We start from the raw sequence: 20,071 nt of genomic DNA, 5'->3' as shown, positions 1-20,071 counted from the left end.
GACAGCAGTCGCGCGGGAGGAATCGGTGGATCTTTTTTCCTGGCAGCTTGGACTGCCTTCGACAGCCTTGAGCCTTGCCTTCGGCTATCTGCTCGGCTCGATCCCCTTCGGGCTGATCCTGACCCGCATGGCCGGCCTCGGTGACGTTCGCAAGATCGGCTCGGGCAATATCGGCGCCACCAATGTCCTGCGAACCGGCAACAAGAAGCTTGCCGCGGCAACCCTGCTGCTTGACGCCCTGAAAGGCACGGCGGCAGCCGCTATCGCATCGCTTTGGGGTGTCGAAGCCGGTATCGCCGCAGGTCTTGCCGCCTTCCTCGGCCATCTCTACCCGGTCTGGCTCGGCTTCAAGGGCGGCAAGGGCGTCGCTACCTATATCGGCGTGCTGCTGGGCCTCGTGCCCTGGATGGTTCTCGTCTTTGCGGCGATCTGGCTGGCGATGGCGAAAATTAGCCGTTACTCTTCGCTATCGGCGCTGGTTGCAACTGCAGTCATTCCGGTTGTACTCTACCTGACAGGACACGAGAAAGTCGCCCTGCTGTTTGCGGTCATGACCCTGATTACATGGGTGAAACATCGCGCCAATATCCAGCGGCTCATCGCGGGCACCGAAAGCAGGATCGGAGACAAGGGATAATGTTGAACGTCAGTGCAAAGCGAACCGGAGTTGCACTGACCGAACGACAGAAGATTTCCTGGCTGCGGCTGATCCGCAGCGATAATGTCGGCCCCGTAACGTTCCGCGATCTCATCAATCACTTCGGCACGGCTGACGCCGCACTTGACGCCTTGCCCGAACTATCGCGGCGCGGCGCCGGGGCGCGGACGTTCCGCGTCGCCACTATCGCCGAAGCGGAACGGGAGCTCGAAATAGCGCACCGCTTCGGCGCGACCTTCGTCGGTATCGGCGAACCAAATTATCCTTTCGCCCTTCGCCAGATCGATGGCGCTCCACCGCTTCTGGCGGTCAAAGGCAACCTCGACGCCGCGGCACGATCGTCTCTCGGCATCGTCGGCTCGCGCAACGCCTCGGTCAGCGGTGCCAAGTTCGCAGCGATGATCGCGCGCGATGCCGGTCGTGCCGGTTATGTGATCACGTCAGGGCTGGCGCGCGGCATCGACACCGCCGCCCATCGAGCAAGCCTGGAAAGCGGAACGATCGCGGTGCTTGCGGGCGGTATCGACCGACCCTATCCACCGGAAAATGTCGGGCTGCTCAACGATATCATGTCAGGCCAGGGCCTGGCCGTGAGCGAAATGCCGTTCGGCTGGGAGCCGCGGGCTCGCGATTTCCCGAGGCGCAACCGTCTGATCGCCGGCATCAGTCTCGGCGTGGCGATCGTCGAGGCAGCCAACCGCTCGGGCTCACTGATCACGGCCCGCTACGCCGCCGATTTCGGCCGACTGGTATTTGCCGTTCCCGGCTCGCCGCTCGACCCACGCTGCCACGGAACCAATGATCTGCTCAAACAGGGCGCGATCGTCACGACGACGTCGGACGATGTTCTCGACGCCCTTGCGCCTCTCAGCCAATACAGGCTGCCCTTGGCGGCAGGGGCCGAAGAGCCCGGCCATGCAGCCCCGTCGAGACAGCCGGTGCCGCTCGCTGACGGCGACCGGGCAACGATCATCGACGCGCTCGGCCCGACACCGGCCGAAATCGACGATGTCATCCGCCACACTGGACAGCCTGCAGCGGAAGTCTACCTCGTGCTGCTCGAGCTTGACCTTGCCGGACGCCTCAGCCGCCATGCTGGCGGACTGGTGTCGCTCAATGCGGAGCAATAAAACTTCTTGTTTGCGCACGATCCAGTCGGCAACCGGCAACACAAAAGCACATTCGCAGATACGAAGAAAACACGAGCGACTCAATCGGAAAGAGATATAATTATCTATTCTCGCAATGGCTGCATAACGCAGCCCTGTCGCTATTTTGAATGAAACCCCTTGACCCCGCTCGAATCCCTGTCCATTTCGGGGCATCGATATTCGGCGATGCTCAGTGCAAACCGCGCTGACGCAGGACCAAACCCGGTTGTCTCAGAAAAATGACGATGAATGTTGTAGTGGTGGAATCGCCTTCGAAGGCAAAGACGATCAACAAGTACCTCGGCCCAGGCTACAAGGTTCTTGCCTCGTTCGGCCATGTGCGGGATCTGCCTGCCAAGGACGGCTCGGTTCGTCCCGACGAAGATTTTGAGATGTCCTGGGAGGTCGACGCCGCGTCGGCCAAACGCATGAAGGATATTGCCGATGCCGTGAAGGCAGCGGACGGCCTCATCCTCGCGACCGACCCGGATCGCGAAGGCGAAGCGATCTCCTGGCATGTGCTCGATCTTCTCAGGAAGAAAAAGGTGTTGGGTGACAAGCCGGTCAAGCGTGTGGCCTTCAACGCCATCACCAAGAAGGCCGTGCTTGACGCGATCGCCCATCCGCGTGACCTCGATATTCCGCTTGTTGATGCGTATCTGGCGCGCCGTGCACTCGACTATCTCGTCGGCTTCAACCTGTCGCCGGTACTTTGGCGTAAGCTCCCCGGCGCCCGCTCTGCCGGCCGCGTTCAGTCCGTCACGCTGCGGCTGGTCTGCGATCGCGAAGCGGAAATCGAACGGTTCATCTCCGAAGAATACTGGAACCTGTCGGCGCTCTTGAAGACGCCGCGCGGTGACGAGTTCGAGGCACGGCTCGTTTCGGCGGACGGAAAGCGACTGGCTCCACGTGCGGTCGGCAACGGCGAGGAAGCCAACCGGCTAAAGACCCTGCTCGATGGCGCAACCTATGTCGTCGACAGCATCGAGGCAAAGCCGGTCAAGCGGAACCCCTCGCCGCCATTCACCACTTCGACGCTACAGCAGGCTGCGTCATCGAAGCTCGGCTTCTCCGCCTCCCGCACCATGCAGGTTGCGCAGAAGCTCTATGAAGGTGTTGATATCGGCGGCGAAACCGTCGGTCTGATCACCTACATGCGTACCGACGGTGTGCAGATGGCGCCCGAATCGATCGAGGCCGCACGTGAGGCGATCGGCAGCCAGTTCGGCAACCGCTACCTGCCGGAAAAGCCACGCCTCTACTCTACCAAGGCGAAAAACGCCCAGGAAGCGCACGAGGCCATTCGCCCGACCGACTTCAACCGGACGCCCGACCAGGTCCGCCGCTTCCTCGACGGCGATATGCTGAAGCTTTACGATCTTGTCTGGAAGCGCGGCATCGCCAGCCAGATGGCGTCTGCCGAGATCGAACGTACGACCGCCGAGATTACCGCCGATAACGGTGGCAACAAGGCTGGCCTGCGCGCCACCGGTTCGGTCATTCGTTTCGACGGCTTCATCGCCGCCTATACGGACGCCAAGGAAGACGGCGAGCAGACCGATGACGGCGACGAAGATGGTCGCCTGCCGGAGATCAACGCGCGCGAAAGCCTGGCAAAGCAGAAGATCAATGCTTCGCAGCATTTCACCGAGCCGCCGCCGCGCTACTCGGAAGCAACGCTGATCAAGAAGATGGAAGAGCTCGGCATCGGCCGTCCATCGACCTATGCCGCGACGGTAACGACGCTGCTCGACCGCGACTACATCACCAACGACAAGCGCAAGCTCGTGCCCCAGGCCAAGGGACGGCTCGTCACGGCGTTTCTCGAAAGCTTCTTCACGCGCTACGTCGGGTACGACTTCACGGCGTCGCTCGAAGAAAAGCTCGACCAGGTCTCGGCTGGCGAGGTCAACTGGAAGGACGTTCTTCGCGACTTCTGGAAGGATTTCTTCGCGCAGATCGAGGAAACCAAGGAACTGCGCGTAACCAACGTGCTCGACGCGCTGAACGAGGAACTGGCACCGCTGGTGTTCCCCAAGCGCGAAGACGGCAGCGATCCGCGCATCTGCCAGGTTTGCGGCACCGGCAAGCTGTCGCTGAAACTCGGCAAGTACGGCGCCTTCGTCGGCTGCTCGAACTACCCCGAGTGCAACTTCACCCGCCAGCTTTCGTCCGACGGCAACAGCGATGCCGAGGCTTCGGTCTCGAACGAGCCGCAGGCGCTCGGCAAGGATCCGCACACCGGCGAGGAAATCACGCTGCGCAGCGGCCGTTTCGGTCCCTATGTCCAGCGCGGCGACGGCAAGGAAGCCAAGCGTTCGAGCCTGCCCAAGGGCTGGACGCCATCCTTCATCGACCATGAGAAGGCCGTCGCCCTGCTCTCGCTGCCGCGCGATATCGGCGCGCACCCCGAAACCGGCAAGATGATCTCGTCGGGTCTTGGCCGCTACGGACCCTTCGTGCTGCATGACGGCACCTATGCGAACCTCGAATCGATCGAAGACGTCTTCTCGATCGGTCTGAACCGCGCCGTTTCCGTGATTGCCGACAAGCAATCCAAGGCCGGTGCCGGTCGTGGCCGTGGCGCCGCGGTCGCGCTGAAGGAACTGGGCGACCATACGGAAGGCGGCGCAATCACCGTCCGCGACGGCCGCTACGGGCCCTATGTCAACTGGGGCAAGATCAACGCGACCTTGCCGCAAGGCAAGGATCCGCAATCGGTAACGGTCGAAGAGGCGCTCGCCCTCATTGCCGAGCGTGCAGCCAAGAGCGGCACCGGCAAGGGCAAGGCGACGAAGGCAAAGACGACGAAGTCTTCCAAGGCTGCGACAGACGGCGCCACCAAGAAGACGACCAAGGCCAAGGCGCCTGCCAAGGCAAAACCAAAGACGGCCGCGAAGGCCAAGAAGGACTGACCTTGACCAGAATACCGCGCGACCCGACCGAAAGATCCGGAAAAGGCTCCGGCAGGAAAGAGGGCCGCGCGGCAAAGGCCGCGCCGGCGTCGGAGAAAACCTCGATCATCCACGGTGCGGTTCCCCCGCGCGATGTGCTGATGCGCTTCATCGCCGAGAATCCGGAACGCGCCTCCAAGCGAGAAATTGCCAAAGCATTCGGTCTCAAGGGCGACACGCGCGTCGAACTCAAGGCGCTGCTGCGTTCGTTGGAAGCAGACGGGCTGGTCGAGAAGAAGCGCAAGTCGCTCGTGCGTCCGGGCGCCCTTCCCCCGGTTACCGTGCTCGATATCACCATGCGCGACGTTGACGGCGAACTGATCGGCCGCCCGGCCGAATGGCTGGATGACGATGGCGTCGCACCGGCAGTGCTGATCAAGCAGTCGACTGTCGGCAAGGACAAGGGCAAGACGCCGGTCGGCGGCCTCGGCGACCGCGTGCTTGCAAAGATCTTCCCGGCCAAGGACCGTGGCGGCCCAGCCTATACCGCACGCATCATCAAGGTGCTCGACAAGCGCCGGGACGCCGTCCTCGGCGTCTTCCGCGCCACGCCGGGTGGCGGCGGGCGCCTGATGCCGATCGAAAAGCGCGGCGAGGAAATCCTTGTTGATCCGGACTTCGTCGGCGACGCCAAGGACGGCGATCTCATCGAAGTCCAACTGACGCGCCTTGGCCGCTACGGCCTGCCGCGCGCTCAGGTTCAAAACGTCGTCGGTTCGGTCGCTTCGGAAAAGGCGATCTCGATGATCGCCATCTATGCCCACGGCATCCCGCACGTCTTTCCGGAACGCGCTCTGAACGAAGCGGAAGACGCCGGCCCGGCCACCATGGCGCATCGGGAAGACTGGCGCTCGCTGCCGCTGATCACCATCGACCCGGCCGATGCGAAGGACCACGACGATGCTGTTCACGCGGAGCCGGACCCGTCGGAGGACAATCCGGGCGGCGTCATCGTCACCGTCGCGATTGCCGACGTCTCCTGGTACGTCCGGCCGAAATCGGCACTTGACCTCGAAGCGTTGAAGCGCGGCAACTCGGTCTATTTCCCGGACCGAGTCGTTCCGATGCTGCCGGAGCGGATCTCCAACGACCTCTGCTCGCTCAAGGAAGGCGTCGACCGGCCGGCGCTCGCCGTGCGCATGCGCTTTTCCAAGGAGGGCCGCAAGGCGGGCCACACCTTCCATCGCATCATGATGAAGAGCGCGGCCAAGCTTTCCTACCAGCAGGCCCAGGCCGCCATTGACGGCAATCCCGACGACAAGACCGGCCCGATCCTCGACACGATCCTGAAGCCGCTGTGGGAGGCCTATCGCACGCTCACGCGCGGTCGTGACCGCCGCCAGCCGCTCGAGTTGAACATGCCCGAGCGCAAGATCATCTTGAAGCCCGACGGCACCGTCGATCGCGTCTTCGTGCCGGACCGCCTCGACGCGCACAAGCTGATCGAAGAAATGATGATCCAGGCGAACGTCGCCGCCGCCGAGACGCTCGAGCAGAAGCGCCAGGTGCTGATCTACCGGGTGCACGACCAGCCGTCGCTGGCCAAGCAGGAGAGCCTGCGCGAGTTCCTGGCCACGCTCGACATCGCGCTGGTCAAGGGCGGCAACATGCGCTCGAACCACTTCAACGGCATCCTGTCCAAGGCCGAAGGCAAGCCGTTCGAAACCATGGTCAACGAGATGGTGCTGCGCTCCCAGAGCCAGGCGATCTACAGCCCTGAGAACATCGGCCATTTCGGCCTCAACCTGTTGAAATATGCGCATTTCACTTCGCCGATCCGGCGCTACGCCGATCTGATCGTGCACCGAGCGCTGGTCGCCTCGCTCGGTCTTGGCGAAGGCGGTCTCACGCCGCAGGAAGAGGCGGTGCTCGACGATATCGCCGCTGAGATCTCGACCTTCGAGCGCCGGGCCATGGCCGCCGAGCGCGATACTGTCGACCGGCTGATCGCCCATCATCTGAACGGCCGCATCGGCGAGGAATTCGAAGGCCGTGTTGCCGGCGTCACCAAGGCGGGACTTTTTGTCACCCTGCCGGCCTATGGCGCCAACGGGTTCGTACCTATATCTACGCTCGGACGAGACTACTTCATCTATGATGAAGCGCATCAGGCCCTTTCCGGCGAAAAGACCGGTCTCGGCTTTCGTCTCGGCGATCAGGTGCAGGTCAAATTGGTCGAAGCCGTACCGCTTGCCGGCGCGCTTCGCTTCGAGATGATCAGCGAAGGACGGAAAATGCCGACCGCCACGCGCTCCTTCCACAAATCGGGGCGTCGTGATCGCTCGAGCCCGCGCAAGACGCCGGGTACACGACCGCCGCGCGGAAAGCGCTAGAGCATGTCGCGCAAAAGTGTTCATCGCTTTTGCGATGACGGCATGCGCAAAAACAAGAGCTTAAAGCGCAGCAAGCGGATCTGAAAGATCGCGATGCGCTTTAGGCCACGACATGTGGCCGGCGGCTTCGACAAGGAGAGAATGCAGATGATGGCAACGGACAAGGAAACGCTTCACCTCGGTGGTCATGCAGCCGATGAACGTCCCGTCGGTCGATCCATGCGTCGCGGCTTTTTCGGCACGTGCCCGGCCTGTGGCAGCGGCAAGCTCTTCCGCAGCTATGTCAAAGCCGTCGATGCCTGCGCGGCCTGCGGCGAGCGTATGGACCACCAGCGCGCCGACGACTTTCCACCCTATATCGTCGTCACCATCGTCGGCCATCTGGTGCTTGGCGGCTACATGATGACCGACTTGATCCTGCCGCTGACGACGTGGCAGCACCTTGCCATCTGGACGCCGATTACGCTGATCAGTTCGCTTGCGCTGCTGCAGCCGATCAAGGGCGCTGTCATCGGCCTGCAATGGGCGCTGAGGATGCACGGCTTCGGTGGACAGGAGGACACGCCCGAGGACGTCCTGCCTGTGCGAGATCCCTCCGCATGACGTCAGGACGCGAAAGCGTCACCTTGGCCCCCGACACGCCTGAGCGGCGCGCAAGGCCGCGTGACGCAGCGTCGATCATGCTGCTCGACCGCTCCGGCGACGGCGTACGCGTGCTGATGGGCCGGCGCAGCAGTGCGCATGTCTTCATGCCCGATCTCTATGTCTTTCCCGGCGGGCGCCGAGACCCGACCGACCATCGCCTCGCGTTCTCCAGTGATCTCAACCCCGCCGTCCTGCAGGCGCTGAAAAGCGTCCGGGGGGCACCCGTAAGCGACTCTCGTGCAAGAGCACTGGCGCTGGCGGCGCTCCGAGAACTCTACGAGGAAGCCGGTGTTCCCTTGGGCACGCCGCATGCAAAGGCGGAAGCGCCACTGCCCTTTCTTCCAGATCTCGCAAACTTGCGCTATATGGCTCGGGCCATTACTCCTCCGGGACACTCGAGGCGGTTCGATACACGCTTCTTCGCGATCTTCGCGGACGAAGCCGAAGTCGATACATCACGGGTTCTGGAAAGCCGGGAGCTCCAGGATTTGCAGTGGATCGATGTCAACGACCTCCCCTCGCTCCGGATACCGGAGATAACCGCAATCATCCTTTCGGATTTGAGAAGCGGCCTTAACACGGACCCGACGCTACCCTATGAGCGCTCCGTGCCCTTCTATTTCGCGCGCCGTGGGCGGCTCATCCGCACGCTTCTCTAAGGACCACCGTCGCATGTCACAGCCGACGCCCGGGTGCCCAGCACCGGTTGAGGAAATTCACTGGCCGTCGCTGATCGCGGCGGTCTCCGCCATCAGCGCCGTCGGCATCGCCATCGGCCTCGGCCTACCGCTGCTTTCGAGCATCATGGAGAACCGCGGCATCTCGTCGACGCTGATTGGTCTCAATTCGGCGATGGCCGGCGTGGCCTCCATGGTCGCGGCTTCCTTCACGACCAAATTCGCCCATCGCCACGGTGTTGCGCCGACGATGCTCTGGGCCGTCCTGCTCGCCGCAATCAGCGCCTTCGGCTTTTACTACATTACCAACTTCTGGCTCTGGTTTCCGCTGCGGGTCGTCTTCCATGGCGCCATTACCGTACTCTTCATCCTCTCCGAATTCTGGATCAACGCCACCGCCCCGCCAGCGAAACGGGGCTTCGTCCTCGGCATCTACGGCACGGTTCTATCCCTCGGCTTCCTGAGCGGGCCGCTGCTCTTCTCGATCCTCGGCAGCGAGGGTGTCTTGCCCTTCGTGGTCGGCGCCGGTGTCATTCTGCTCGCGGCCGTGCCAATCTTCCTCGCGCGGGACGAGAGCCCTGTCATCGACGAAAAGCCCGACCGCCATTTCATGCGCTACATCTTCCTGGTGCCGACCGCGACCGCCGCCGTCTTCATCTTCGGCGCGGTCGAATCGGGCGGGTTGTCGCTCTTTACGGTCTACGGGACACGATCGGGGTTCACCGAATCACAGGCGGCGCTGCTGCTGACCGTGATGGGCATCGGCAATTTCATCTTCCAGATTCCGCTCGGCATGCTGTCAGACCAGATCAAGGATAAGCGCACATTGCTGACGGCCATGACCGTTATCGGCCTCATTGGCGCCCTCTGTCTGCCGATGCTGGTGGAAAGCTGGTTCCTGATGGCGATCATTCTGTTGTTCTGGGGGGGCTGCGTCTCTGGTCTCTACACGGTCGGCCTCAGCCATCTCGGCTCGCGCCTGCAGGGCTCCGACCTTGCCGCGGCCAATGCGGCGTTCGTTTTCTCCTATGCGGTCGGCACGGTGGCCGGGCCGCAGGTGATCGGCGCATCGATGGATGTGGCTGGCAACAACGGTTTTGCCTGGGCGATTGCCGGGTTTTTCGGCCTTTACGTCGCGCTTTCGGTTGTAAGGATCGTTTTGAATCCAAAACGGTCTTGACTTTTCGGCCGCGATTTGTAGTTTCGCGCCAACCTTGCCCGTGGCCCGCAACCGGTTGTCCACGGCTTTCAATTTCATAAAGGCAGGACGACCATGGCAAAAGCCACCACCATCAAGATCAAGTTGCTGTCGACAGCCGACACGGGTTTCTTCTACGTCACGACCAAGAACAGCCGTACGATGACGGACAAGATGACCAAGACCAAGTATGATCCGGTCGCCAGAAAGCACGTCGAGTTCAAGGAAACCAAGATCAAGTAAGATCTGACGTTTCGTGGGATCAAGGGGCGCCAACCGCAAGGTTTGGCGCCCCTTTCCGTTGGTGCGCCAAGAAGCGGCCGCCGACTGTTCGGAGGCCGTCCCGCCTGCGTGTGCGCACAGGCAAGAATCAAAAAGCGCTGTCCCTTCCGGAACAGCGCTTTGAATGGGGGTCGGTTGGCTACTGACCGCGGCACGAGGATTCCGCAGGTGTCAAAAGCCAACCGACCGACCCCACGACCCAGGAGATGCGGCGGACCTGAGCATCATGGGGTAACCGAAGCTGATGGAAGCTATGCCCCCGCATTTATCAGCATCACCTGAAAATAGAAAAAAATCAATGAATTCTTAATGCGCGAAGCGGTGTCGCTCGGCGCATGGTTAATTCCGTATCACATCGGCACATGTAAATGCTTGCGCGCCGCCGCTACCAAACCCCTCGGTAGCATCGTTGCGGCGGAGAATACAACTTTAAAGGCATATCGCAAGAGGGATCCGGAATTTCATCAAGCCACCAGCAGGTGGTGACAGGCTCGGTTCTTTCCGTCAGGCTGCAGCCGCCACCACTCTGTTGCGACCCTCGTTCTTCGCCTGGTAGAGCGCCATATCTGCGCGCTTCAGCAAAGCTTCTGTCGTGTCGCCTTCCAGTTTCAGGCCGGCAATGCCCATGGACGCGGTGATGACCAGCGCGCCGTCCGCATGCGGTATCGAGAATGGCTGACTCTCGATGATATGCCGCAACCGCTCGGCAACGGCGGCCGCCATCTCCGGCGGTGTGTCGGGCATGACCACGACGAACTCTTCGCCGCCAAAGCGGCAGGCCAGATCGGCGCCGCGGACGGTGGAGCGGATGCGGTTGGCAAATTCGCGCAACACCTCATCACCAACATCGTGACCATAGGTGTCGTTGACCTGCTTGAACCGATCGATGTCGGTCATGCAGATCGACAACGGGCGACCGCGTGCTCCCGCACGATCGAGCAGCAGCTTCAGATGATTGTCGAGATAGCGGCGGTTGTGCAGCCCTGTCAGGCCATCGGTGACCGCCAGCTCGATCGTCTGCTGCACGCTCTTTCTCAGCATGTCGTTGCAATGCTTGCGCCTGATCTGGGTCAACGAGCGGGCAACAAGCTCATTGGGATCAACCGGCCGGATGATGTAGTCGGTAATACCGAGATCGAGCGCACGCACGATCATCTCGTCATTGCCCTGCTCCGTGATCAGCAGGATCGGAATGAAACGTGTGCGCTCCAGCGATCGCAACTGCGAGCACAATCGCAAGGGATCGTAATCGTCGAAGTTGGCGTTGACGATGACGAGGTCGAAATTGTTCTCGGCCGCCTCGAACAGCGCCGCCTGCGGGTCGGAGATAACAGAGACATCGGCAATCGGCTTGAGCGTGCGCTGCAGCCGCTCCTGAGAGGAGCCGCGGCCATCGACCAGGAGGATATTGCCCGGCTCGTCCGGACGGTCCTGACGGGCCAGTTCCTGCAGGCCGATAGTCTGCGCCGTCTGGGCCCGCAGCCGCAATTCGTCGCTGACGTTCTTCAGGCGGACGAGGCTCTTCACCCGCGACATCAACTGAAGATCGTTGACCGGCTTCGTCAAGAAATCGTCGGCGCCGGCCTTTAACCCGCGAACCCGATCGGACGGCTGGTCGAGTGCCGTCACCATGACGACGGGAATATGTGCTGTGCGTGCATTGGCCTTCAGACGTTCGCAGACCTCGAAGCCGTCGATGCCGGGCATCATGATGTCGAGAAGCACCAGGTCGACCGGTGTCGTCTCGCAGAGCGTCAGCGCCGTATGGCCATCACCCGCCGTCAGCACATCGAAATACTCAGCGAGCAGACGCGCTTCGAGAAGCTTAACGTTGGCAGGCACGTCATCGACAACAAGAATGCGCGCAGTCATATCAATTTTCCCGCCAGTTAGGCATCGCCAAGGTAGGTCTTGATCGTCTCAATAAACTTTGGCACAGAAATCGGTTTTGAAACATAGGCTTCGCATCCGCCCTGACGGATACGTTCCTCGTCGCCCTTCATGGCGAAGGCAGTCACGGCGATCACCGGGATGACGTGCAACTCATCGTCTTCCTTCAACCACTTCGTGACTTCGAGCCCGGAGACCTCCGGCAGCTGAATGTCCATCAAAATCAGATCGGGGCGATACTTCCGCGCCAGCTCGAGCGCCTCCATACCGTTGCGCGTCTGGATCGTCGCGTAGCCGGAAGCCTCAATCAGGTCTCGGAAGAGCTTCATGTTCAGCTCGTTATCCTCAACAATCATTACCTGTTTGGGCATGTCGATCCCTTGCTGTCCGTCGTCTTCTTGCAAGTCTTCTCAAGACATCTAAGTTGCAGAACCAACGACTCGACCCATTTCCTCAAGTTCACCGATAAACCTATTTGGTTGAAAAATAGGTAATTCCGGGCGTAAAAACAGTAGGAGGCCAAGACATTGAAGAGCGCCGACGAAATCGCCATCGACATTCTCTCCTGGCTTGCCGGCGAGCCGGACCTGCTGTCCCGATTTCTGGCGCTGACCGGCACGGACCCGTCCTCCCTGCGCAACGCGATCGGCGAGCCGGGCTGCATGGGTGGGCTCATCGCCTTTCTTATGGACCACGAACCAACGTTGATCGCTTTCTGCGATGCAACAGGGACAGCCCCGCAGGATGTCGTGCGTGCGCATGAGAAGCTTTCCGGCGCCGCCGATCTGCAGGACAGCTGAGCTTGAGCAACACCGTCTTCGAAGATGAAATCCGCCTTAGCAACCGCCCGCTTGTTATCAGCGACATCGATGAAGTCGTGCTCGAATTCCTGGATCCATTCCGGTCCTTTCTCGAAAGCCGCGACCACGTCCTCTTGCCGCGCTCCTTCCGGCTGACCGGCAACATCATCCATCGCGCAACGGAGCGGGCAGCGAGCGAGGCTGACGTCAAGGACATGCTCGATGCCTTCTACGCCACGCAGGATCGCTGGCAGACGCCGACTGCCGGCGTTGTCGAGACTCTCCGTGAATTGTCCAAGCAGGCTGACATCGTCTTCCTGACGGCCATGCCACCGCGCCATGCGGCCGCGCGTCGTGCTCTGCTCGACCGGCTCGATCTTCCCTATCCACTGCTCGCATCCGAGGAACCCAAAGGGCCGATCGTTCAGCGCCTGCATGCCGGACGGGCGCTTCCCGTTGTTTTCATCGACGATATCGCGCGCAACCTGCAATCGGTGCAGGAGCACGCGCCATCCTGCCTGCTGATCAATCTGATGGCGAACGCCGAGTTTCGGGCGCTCGCGCCTCAACCGGCGGACTGCGTTCACATTGCTAGCGACTGGGTCGACGCTGCGAATGCCATTCGCGCGCATTTCCAGCGATAGCGGCACCCGGACCAGCAGATCGAGACCTGCAAGACGACGCGCAAAATCCGACCAGCGGCTTGGCGTCGGCAACCTGACATGCAAGGCAATTTCCAACGCGGCCTCCCTTGAGACTCGTTAGCGTAGAGCGTAAAGTCCCAATGTTCAACATTTGTTCCAGATATGCTCGACAGTGGTTCTCAAACTCCAGGCTTCTGCCGTGACTGCCTCAGGGAACAGACCGCGACGGCGCGACGCTGCCTTGCCTGCGGCAGCCCCCGTCTGTTGCGTCATGCCGAGCTCTACGACCTGACTCTAGCCCATATCGACTGTGATGCGTTTTACGCCTCCGTCGAGAAGCGGGACAATCCGGAGCTTGCCGACAAGCCAGTGATTATCGGCGGCGGCAAGCGCGGCGTCGTCTCGACGGCTTGTTACATCGCCCGCATTCACGGCGTGCGCTCGGCAATGCCGATGTTTAAGGCGCTTGAGGCCTGCCCGCAGGCGGTCGTGATCAAGCCCGACATGGAAAAATACGTTCGCGTCGGCCGCGAGGTCCGCACGTTGATGCAGGAGCTGACACCGCTGGTGCAACCGCTCTCCATCGATGAGGCCTTCCTGGAGCTCAGCGGCACCCAACGGCTGCACCACGATCCCCCCGCGCGCACCCTCGCCCGCTTTGCCCGCCGTGTCGAACAGGAGATCGGCATTACCGTCTCCGTCGGCCTTTCCTACTGCAAGTTCCTCGCCAAGGTTGCCTCCGATCTGCAGAAGCCTCGCGGCTTCTCGGTAATCGGCCAGGCCGAGGCGCTCGAATTCCTGAGAGAAAGGCCGGTGACCTTGATCTGGGGCGTCGGCAAGGCGTTCGCCGCCACGCTGGAGCGCGATGGCATTCGCACGATCGGTCAGCTTCAGACGATGGAGGAAGCCGACCTCATGCGCCGCTACGGCACCATGGGCCAGAGGCTCTACCGCCTGTCGCGCGGCCTCGACGAAAGAACGGTCGAGATCGACGGCGAGGCGAAAAGCGTATCGTCAGAGACGACATTCAACGACGATCTCGCCCGCTACGACGATCTCGTCACGCATCTGCGTCGGCTGAGCGAACAGGTCGCCCACCGCCTGCGTAAATCCGAACTCGCCGGCCAGACCGTCGTTTTGAAGCTGAAGACTGCCGACTTCAAGACCAGGACTCGCAACCGCCGCCTCGACAGTCCGACGCGGCTCGCAGACCGTATCTTCCGCACCGGGCTGCAGCTTCTGGAGAAGGAAGTTGACGGCACGAAGTACCGGCTGATCGGCATCGGAGTCAGCGATCTTTCCAGCCCCGATCTCGCAGATCCCCCCGATCTGGTCGATCCAGCCGCAACCCGTCGTGCCGCCGCCGAGGACGCCATCAACAAGCTGCGCGACAAGTTCGGCAAGGCCAGCGTCGAAACCGGCTACACCTTTGGCAGCCGCAAGCGCGATCACTAGTGCGTTATCGGCGGCGGCTTGACGTATCCTGCAAGGATAAAAACATGCAGCAATTCAAAGTGCTACAGCGACCTTTGCGCGTCTAATAAGACGCGCGGCGCTGTAGGTCGATCGGGACAAATTCTTTAAAGATTTCAGCGTAAGCTTGTCGGCCAGTTTACGTGTTGGGATGAGTGTATGGTATTGCGTTTCGCTCTCACGGCCAGCGTCGTCGTCTTCTTGTTTTCGCCTGCGGTCGGCTTTGCCGGCAGCAACGCACCGCTGCAGATCATCGTTTCGAAGAACCAGCAATCCCTCGTCGTCTATGACGGCGACGCGGTGATCGCAACGTCGGCAGTCTCTACCGGCAAGGCCGGCCATTCCACACCGACGGGCATCTTCTCGATCCTTGAAAAACGCCGTCACCACAAATCCAACATCTATTCGAATGCGCCGATGCCCTTCATGCAGCGACTGACCTGGTCAGGCATTGCGCTGCATGGCTCCAATCACGTGCCGGCCTATCCGGCTTCGCACGGTTGCGTGCGCCTGCCGAGCAAGTTTGCCGCCAGCCTCTTCAAGATGACGTCGCGCGGCGTGCATGTCCTGATAACCGATCGGCAGGTCAGCCCCACCGAAGTGTCGAGCGCCGTGCTCTTCCAGCGCAACCCGGCGCCCGGCGAGAACCCCGCACCGCTGTCGGATGTGCCCCTCCGCCCGGCGATCAGCCAGACCGAGACCATGCCGGTCGAAGTGGCGATGACCGAGGCATCGACCGCCAACTCAGTCATCAAAGCAGAAGACCGCGAGCCGATCCGCATGCTGATCACCCGACGCGGCGAGCGCGATATCAAGCGTGCAGTCCAGTCGGCGCTGAACCAACTCGGCTATGTCGCCGGCGTGCCGGACGGCCACATCGGCCCGGACACGACCGCCGCCATCAACGCGTTCCAGACTGCCGAGGGATCGACCGTCGATGGCAAGCTGACGCCGGAGCTGACTGAGGCGATCTTCAGGAAAGCGGGCCGCGACGTTCCCCCCAACGGGGTGATCCTTGTCCGCCAGGGTTTCAAGCCGATTTTCGAGGCAGGCGTCACGATCGACAAGCCGGAGCAGGCGCTCGGCACGCATTTCCTGCAATTTCAAGAGATTGACGAGGGAAAGAGCGAAGGCAAGTGGTACGGCGTACCGCTCGAAAACCATCTGCCGTCATCGGTGAAGAAGCGCCTCGGGATCGCCGCCGACGCCGACGCATCAGCCTTCAATGCCGTCCAGCGCACGCTCGGGCGCCTGACGGTCTCCGACGACGTCCGCGAACGGATCGGCGGCCTGCTTGCAGACGGTTCGTCGCTGTCGATTTCGGACATGGAGAGCGGGCTCGAAACCGGCGACGGGACCGATTTCATCACAATCACCCGCGCATCCCCGCGGGGCTGATGCCCTGCGCAGTCGATCCGATACTCAAAAGCTGCGCTGCAGCCGCGCCTGACGTTCCGTATCTTTATACGCCGCCGGCTCAAGCAATCATGCAGCGCGGTCAGACGAGTTCAACGTCGACCACACCCGGAGCCGAGCGAAGTGCTGCGGCAATCTCCGGCGAAATCCTGAACTTCTCGTTGAGTTCGACCTCGATCTCGCGCTGGCCGTTATCCTTGATGACGATGAAGGAAACGAGACCCTCGCCCCTCGCATTCAAATGGGCGGCGATCGACTTCAGTGGTCCTGAATCGCGCACATAAACGCGCAGCGCCTTCTGCATCTGCAGCGATTCTTCCTCGAGCGAGCGCAGGGTCTGGATGCGAAGGCCGATGCCTTCCGGCCGCTCCTCCGCCTGAACCGTCATCACCAGCGATTTGCCGGGCTCAAGCAGGTCGCGATACTGGTGCAGCATTTCCGAAAACAGCACGGCCTCGAACTGACCGGACGAATCCGAGAAAGCGATGATGCCCATCTTGTTGCCGGTTCGGGTCTTGCGCTCCTGTCTGGAGGTAACGGTGCCGGCGAGACGTCCCGCCGTTGCGCCCTTCTTCACCGCTCCGGCGAAATCGCCGAAGGTCTGGACGCGCATCTTGGCGAGCAGCGGGTTGTAGGTGTCGAGCGGATGGGCCGAGAGATAGAAGCCCAGCACCTGAAACTCGCGGTGCAGCTTTTCTGAGGCGAGCCACGGCGTGTAGGTGGGAAGCGAGATCCGTTCCGGTCCGGTCGCGGCCCCCGCACCGAACATATCGCTCTGTCCGCTCGTCTTGTTTTCCTGCGCGCGCTGGGCAAAGCCGAGGATGCGATCGAGACCGCCGACCAGCTCGGCACGGTCGTAACCGAAGCAATCGAAGGCGCCGGCCGCGATCAGGCTTTCGAACACACGCCGGTTGAGCAGCTTCGGGTCGATCCTCAGGCAGAAATCCTCAAGGCTCGCAAACTCGCGGTCGCCGCGAACGGCAACGATATGCTCGACTGCCGATTCGCCGACACCCTTGATGGCGGCCAATGAGTAGTAGATGCGCTTGTCGCCGGTCTGGAAATGCCGGAAGGAGGACTGGACCGACGGCGCAATCACCTGGATGCCGAGGCGCCCGGCATCCTGACGGAAGTCGTTGACCTTCTCCGTGTTGGCCATATCGAGCGTCATCGACGCCGCCAGGAACTCGACCGGATAGTGCGCCTTCATATAGGCCGTCTGATAGGAGACGATGGCGTAGGCGGCAGCGTGCGACTTGTTGAAGCCGTAGTTGGCGAACTTGGCGAGAAGATCGAAGATCAGATCGGCCTGCGGCTTCGATACCTCGTTCTTGACCGCGCCGTCGACGAAACGGGCGCGCTGCTTGTCCATTTCCTCCTTGATCTTCTTGCCCATGGCGCGACGCAGAAGGTCGGCTTCGCCGAGCGAATAGCCCGACAGGACCTGGGCGATCTGCATCACCTGCTCCTGGTAGACGATAACGCCCTGCGTTTCCTTGAGCAGATGGTCGATCTTCGGATGGATCGATTCGATCTCTTCTTCGCCGTGCTTGCGGGCGTTGTAGACCGGGATATTCTCCATCGGGCCCGGACGATAAAGCGCCACCAGCGCAATAATGTCCTCGATGCAGTCTGGCCGCATACCGATCAGCGCCTTGCGCATGCCGGCACTTTCCACCTGGAACACGCCGACCGTCTCGCCGCGCGACAGCATCTCGTAGGTCTTCTCGTCGTCGAGCGGAATGCTGGCGAGATCGACCTCGATGCCGCGCAGCTTGACGAAGTCGACGGCGACCTTCAGCACGGTCAGCGTTTTCAGGCCGAGGAAGTCGAATTTTACCAGGCCGGCCTGCTCGACCCATTTCATGTTGAACTGCGTCACCGGCATATCGGAACGCGGATCGCGATACATCGGCACGAGCTTTGACAGCGGCCGGTCGCCGATCACGATACCGGCTGCGTGGGTCGAGGCATGGCGATAGAGACCCTCGATCTTCTGCGCGATGTCGAGAAGACGGGCGACGACGGGTTCCTTTTCCGCCTCTTCCTGCAGGCGCGGTTCTTCCTCGATCGCCTTTGACAGCGGCGTCGGGTTGGCCGGATTGTTGGGCACGAGCTTGCAGATCTTGTCGACCTGGCCATAGGGCATCTCGAGCACGCGGCCGACGTCGCGCAGCGCCGCGCGCGCCTGAAGCGAACCGAAGGTGATGATCTGGGCCACCTGCTCGCGGCCGTATTTCGCCTGGACGTAGCGAATGACTTCTTCGCGCCGGTCCTGACAGAAGTCGATGTCGAAGTCGGGCATCGATACGCGTTCCGGATTGAGGAAGCGTTCGAACAGCAGTGAGAACCGCATCGGGTCGACATCGGTGATCGTCAGCGCATAGGCGACGAGCGAGCCCGCGCCCGAACCGCGTCCCGGGCCGACGGGGATGTCCTGCTGCTTGGCCCATTTGATGAAGTCGGCAACGATCAGGAAGTAGCCGGGGAACTTCATGCGCTCGATGACGCTGAGTTCGAACGCCAACCGCTCGCGGTACTCTTCCTCTGTATAGCCGGGCGCCATGCCGAGCTTGCGCAACCGATCGTCGAGCCCCTCTTCCGCCTGCCGGCGCAACTCGCTGGACTCGGCACGCTCGGCCTCCTCCGGATCGTCCGAGGCGCCGGTGAAGCGTGGCAGGATCGGCCCGCGCGTCTTCAGCATGAACGAGCAGCGCCGCGCGATCTCGATGGTATTTTCGAGCGCCTCGGGCAGGTCGGCAAAAAGTGCCGCCATTTCCTTCCGGCTCTTGAGATAATGATCCGGCGTCAACCGGAACCGACTGTCGTCGGAAACCATGGCGTTGTGAGCGACCGCCATCAGCGCGTCGTGCGCGTCATAGTCGGATGGCGAGGGAAAGAACGCCTCGTTGGTCGCAACCAGAGGCACATCGAACTTGTACGCCAGATCGATCATCCGGCTTTCATGTCGGCGGTCAAAGTTTCCGTGCCGTTGCAGCTCGATATAGAGCCGATCGCCGAAGAGATCCTTTAGGGCTTCCAGGCGTGCCTCGGCCAAGGCCGTCGAGCCGGATTTCACCGCCATGTCGATCGGGCCGCCGCCTGCGCCCGAAAGGGCGATCAGCCCGTCGGTGCCGGCCTCCACGAGCCACGACCGCGTGATCCTCGTGACCTGGCTGCCTTCGCCGCCGAGATAGGCGCGGCTTACCAGATCGACCAGTCGTGTGTAGCCGTCGTCCGTCGCGGCGATCAGGACGATGGCCGGCAGCTTGGCGAGCTGCTGGGCATGGCTGCGACGTTCGCCGTCACCGTCGTCTTCCATGTCGATCGACAACTGACAGCCGGTCAGCGGCTGCAGGCCGTCTTCGGCCGCCTTCTGGGAAAATTCAAGGGCTGCGAAAAGATTGTTGGTGTCGGCGATACCGATCGCCGGCTGAGCATCGGCCACAGCCTTGCCGATCACCTTCTTCAAAGGCAGTGCGCCTTCGAGCAGCGAAAAAGCCGAGTGAACACGCAAATGCACGAACTGCGGATCTGCAGTCGTCTGATCGTTCCGTTCCCCGCTGCCGTGATCCGCCATCTCTACATCCTGATTCCTGTCAGGGTGTCAGGATATCCCGTTTATCACCCGCCATGTCCAGTTTTGCATCGTGGGCCGGCGTTCTTTTCAACGGTGCTGGTGTCGGGGGTGCTGTGCCGGGATAATATCGAGCGACCCCGCATCGGGGTCGCGCAGCATCTTGAGTATGCCCAGGGATCAAAGTCCGAGAGCGATGAAGGCAACGCTGGCGACAAACAGGCCCATCGATGTGAAGGCGGCGAGGTCACGAACAAAATCAGTCATAACATGGCTCCTTTTCCGTTATGTATCCACTTTGTTCTTTTTTTGTTCTCTCGTCAATCGCTGTTGAGCACACCGCCCGCTTTCCACCGCGCATGGTTAACCGCAT

The 20,071-nt window shown here is 61.6% G+C and carries 15 protein-coding genes; 12 read left to right on the top strand and 3 right to left on the bottom strand.

Features of this window, described 5'->3' with window-relative positions:
* The first annotated feature begins 25 nt into the window (after positions 1-25).
* The 8 genes from plsY (at position 26) to rpmG (ending at position 9,859) form a co-directional block, all read left to right on the top strand.
* Positions 26-637 carry a glycerol-3-phosphate 1-O-acyltransferase PlsY gene (gene plsY / locus C6558_RS18110; RefSeq protein WP_025426617.1) on the top strand — a complete coding sequence of 204 codons (612 nt, stop codon included), beginning with the start codon at positions 26-28 and terminating at the stop codon, positions 635-637.
* A complete protein-coding gene (gene dprA, locus C6558_RS18105) occupies positions 637-1,788 on the top strand; it encodes a DNA-processing protein DprA (RefSeq protein ID WP_057226514.1) in 1,152 nt (383 codons plus the stop codon). The genes plsY and dprA overlap by 1 nt, the downstream gene beginning before the upstream one ends.
* Before the next feature lie 266 nt (positions 1,789-2,054).
* Positions 2,055-4,724 carry a type I DNA topoisomerase gene (gene topA, locus C6558_RS18100; protein ID WP_107027591.1) on the top strand — a complete coding sequence of 890 codons (2,670 nt, stop codon included), beginning with the start codon at positions 2,055-2,057 and terminating at the stop codon, positions 4,722-4,724.
* A 2-nt stretch (positions 4,725-4,726) separates the two neighbouring features.
* Complete coding sequence (rnr, locus tag C6558_RS18095; RefSeq protein ID WP_025426615.1) at positions 4,727-7,096, top strand: ribonuclease R; 2,370 nt, start codon at positions 4,727-4,729, stop codon at positions 7,094-7,096.
* A 141-nt stretch (positions 7,097-7,237) separates the two neighbouring features.
* On the top strand, positions 7,238-7,699 hold the full coding sequence (locus C6558_RS18090; protein ID WP_107027590.1) for a DUF983 domain-containing protein: 462 nt from the start codon (positions 7,238-7,240) through the stop codon (positions 7,697-7,699).
* Positions 7,696-8,400, top strand: a complete 705-nt coding sequence (locus C6558_RS18085) for an NUDIX hydrolase (protein WP_025426613.1) — start codon at positions 7,696-7,698, stop codon at positions 8,398-8,400. The genes C6558_RS18090 and C6558_RS18085 overlap by 4 nt, the downstream gene beginning before the upstream one ends.
* Before the next feature lie 13 nt (positions 8,401-8,413).
* Positions 8,414-9,598 (top strand): MFS transporter, encoded by a 1,185-nt coding sequence (locus C6558_RS18080; protein ID WP_025426612.1) that lies wholly within the window; start codon positions 8,414-8,416, stop codon positions 9,596-9,598.
* A gap of 93 nt (positions 9,599-9,691) precedes the next feature.
* Entirely contained in the window at positions 9,692-9,859 is a 168-nt protein-coding gene (gene rpmG, locus C6558_RS18075) for a 50S ribosomal protein L33 (protein WP_007626161.1), read from the top strand.
* Between the two features lie 543 nt (positions 9,860-10,402).
* Here rpmG and C6558_RS18070 read toward each other — a convergent pair.
* Positions 10,403-11,770 (bottom strand): PleD family two-component system response regulator, encoded by a 1,368-nt coding sequence (locus tag C6558_RS18070; protein WP_025426611.1) that lies wholly within the window; start codon positions 11,768-11,770, stop codon positions 10,403-10,405.
* 17 nt (positions 11,771-11,787) lie between these two features.
* Entirely contained in the window at positions 11,788-12,159 is a 372-nt protein-coding gene (locus C6558_RS18065; protein ID WP_025426610.1) for a response regulator, read from the bottom strand.
* Between the two features lie 156 nt (positions 12,160-12,315).
* Here C6558_RS18065 and C6558_RS18060 point away from each other — a divergent pair, with 156 nt between their 5' ends.
* The 4 genes from C6558_RS18060 (at position 12,316) to C6558_RS18045 (ending at position 16,103) form a co-directional block, all read left to right on the top strand.
* The gene (locus C6558_RS18060) at positions 12,316-12,588 is read left to right on the top strand and encodes a DUF3572 domain-containing protein (RefSeq protein ID WP_025426609.1); all 273 of its coding nucleotides are present in this window, start codon (positions 12,316-12,318) and stop codon (positions 12,586-12,588) included.
* 2 nt (positions 12,589-12,590) lie between these two features.
* The gene (locus C6558_RS18055) at positions 12,591-13,232 is read left to right on the top strand and encodes a hypothetical protein (RefSeq protein ID WP_081788849.1); all 642 of its coding nucleotides are present in this window, start codon (positions 12,591-12,593) and stop codon (positions 13,230-13,232) included.
* Between the two features lie 162 nt (positions 13,233-13,394).
* A complete protein-coding gene (locus C6558_RS18050) occupies positions 13,395-14,687 on the top strand; it encodes a DNA polymerase IV (protein WP_025426607.1) in 1,293 nt (430 codons plus the stop codon).
* Between the two features lie 183 nt (positions 14,688-14,870).
* Positions 14,871-16,103: a L,D-transpeptidase family protein gene (locus C6558_RS18045; RefSeq protein ID WP_057211517.1), complete on the top strand. Its 1,233-nt coding sequence runs from the start codon at positions 14,871-14,873 to the stop codon at positions 16,101-16,103.
* Positions 16,104-16,203: 100 nt separating this feature from the next.
* Here the strand turns inward: C6558_RS18045 and dnaE are convergent, their stop codons facing one another.
* On the bottom strand, positions 16,204-19,701 hold the full coding sequence (dnaE, locus tag C6558_RS18040) for a DNA polymerase III subunit alpha (RefSeq protein WP_057211420.1): 3,498 nt from the start codon (positions 19,699-19,701) through the stop codon (positions 16,204-16,206).
* Positions 19,702-20,071: the final 370 nt, after the last annotated feature.

The organism is Ensifer sp. NM-2, from assembly GCF_003024455.1.
Lineage (GTDB): Bacteria > Pseudomonadota > Alphaproteobacteria > Rhizobiales > Rhizobiaceae > Ensifer > Ensifer canadensis.
The sequence above is the reverse complement of the archived record's forward strand: the minus strand, read 5'-3'. Positions and strand labels throughout refer to the sequence as shown.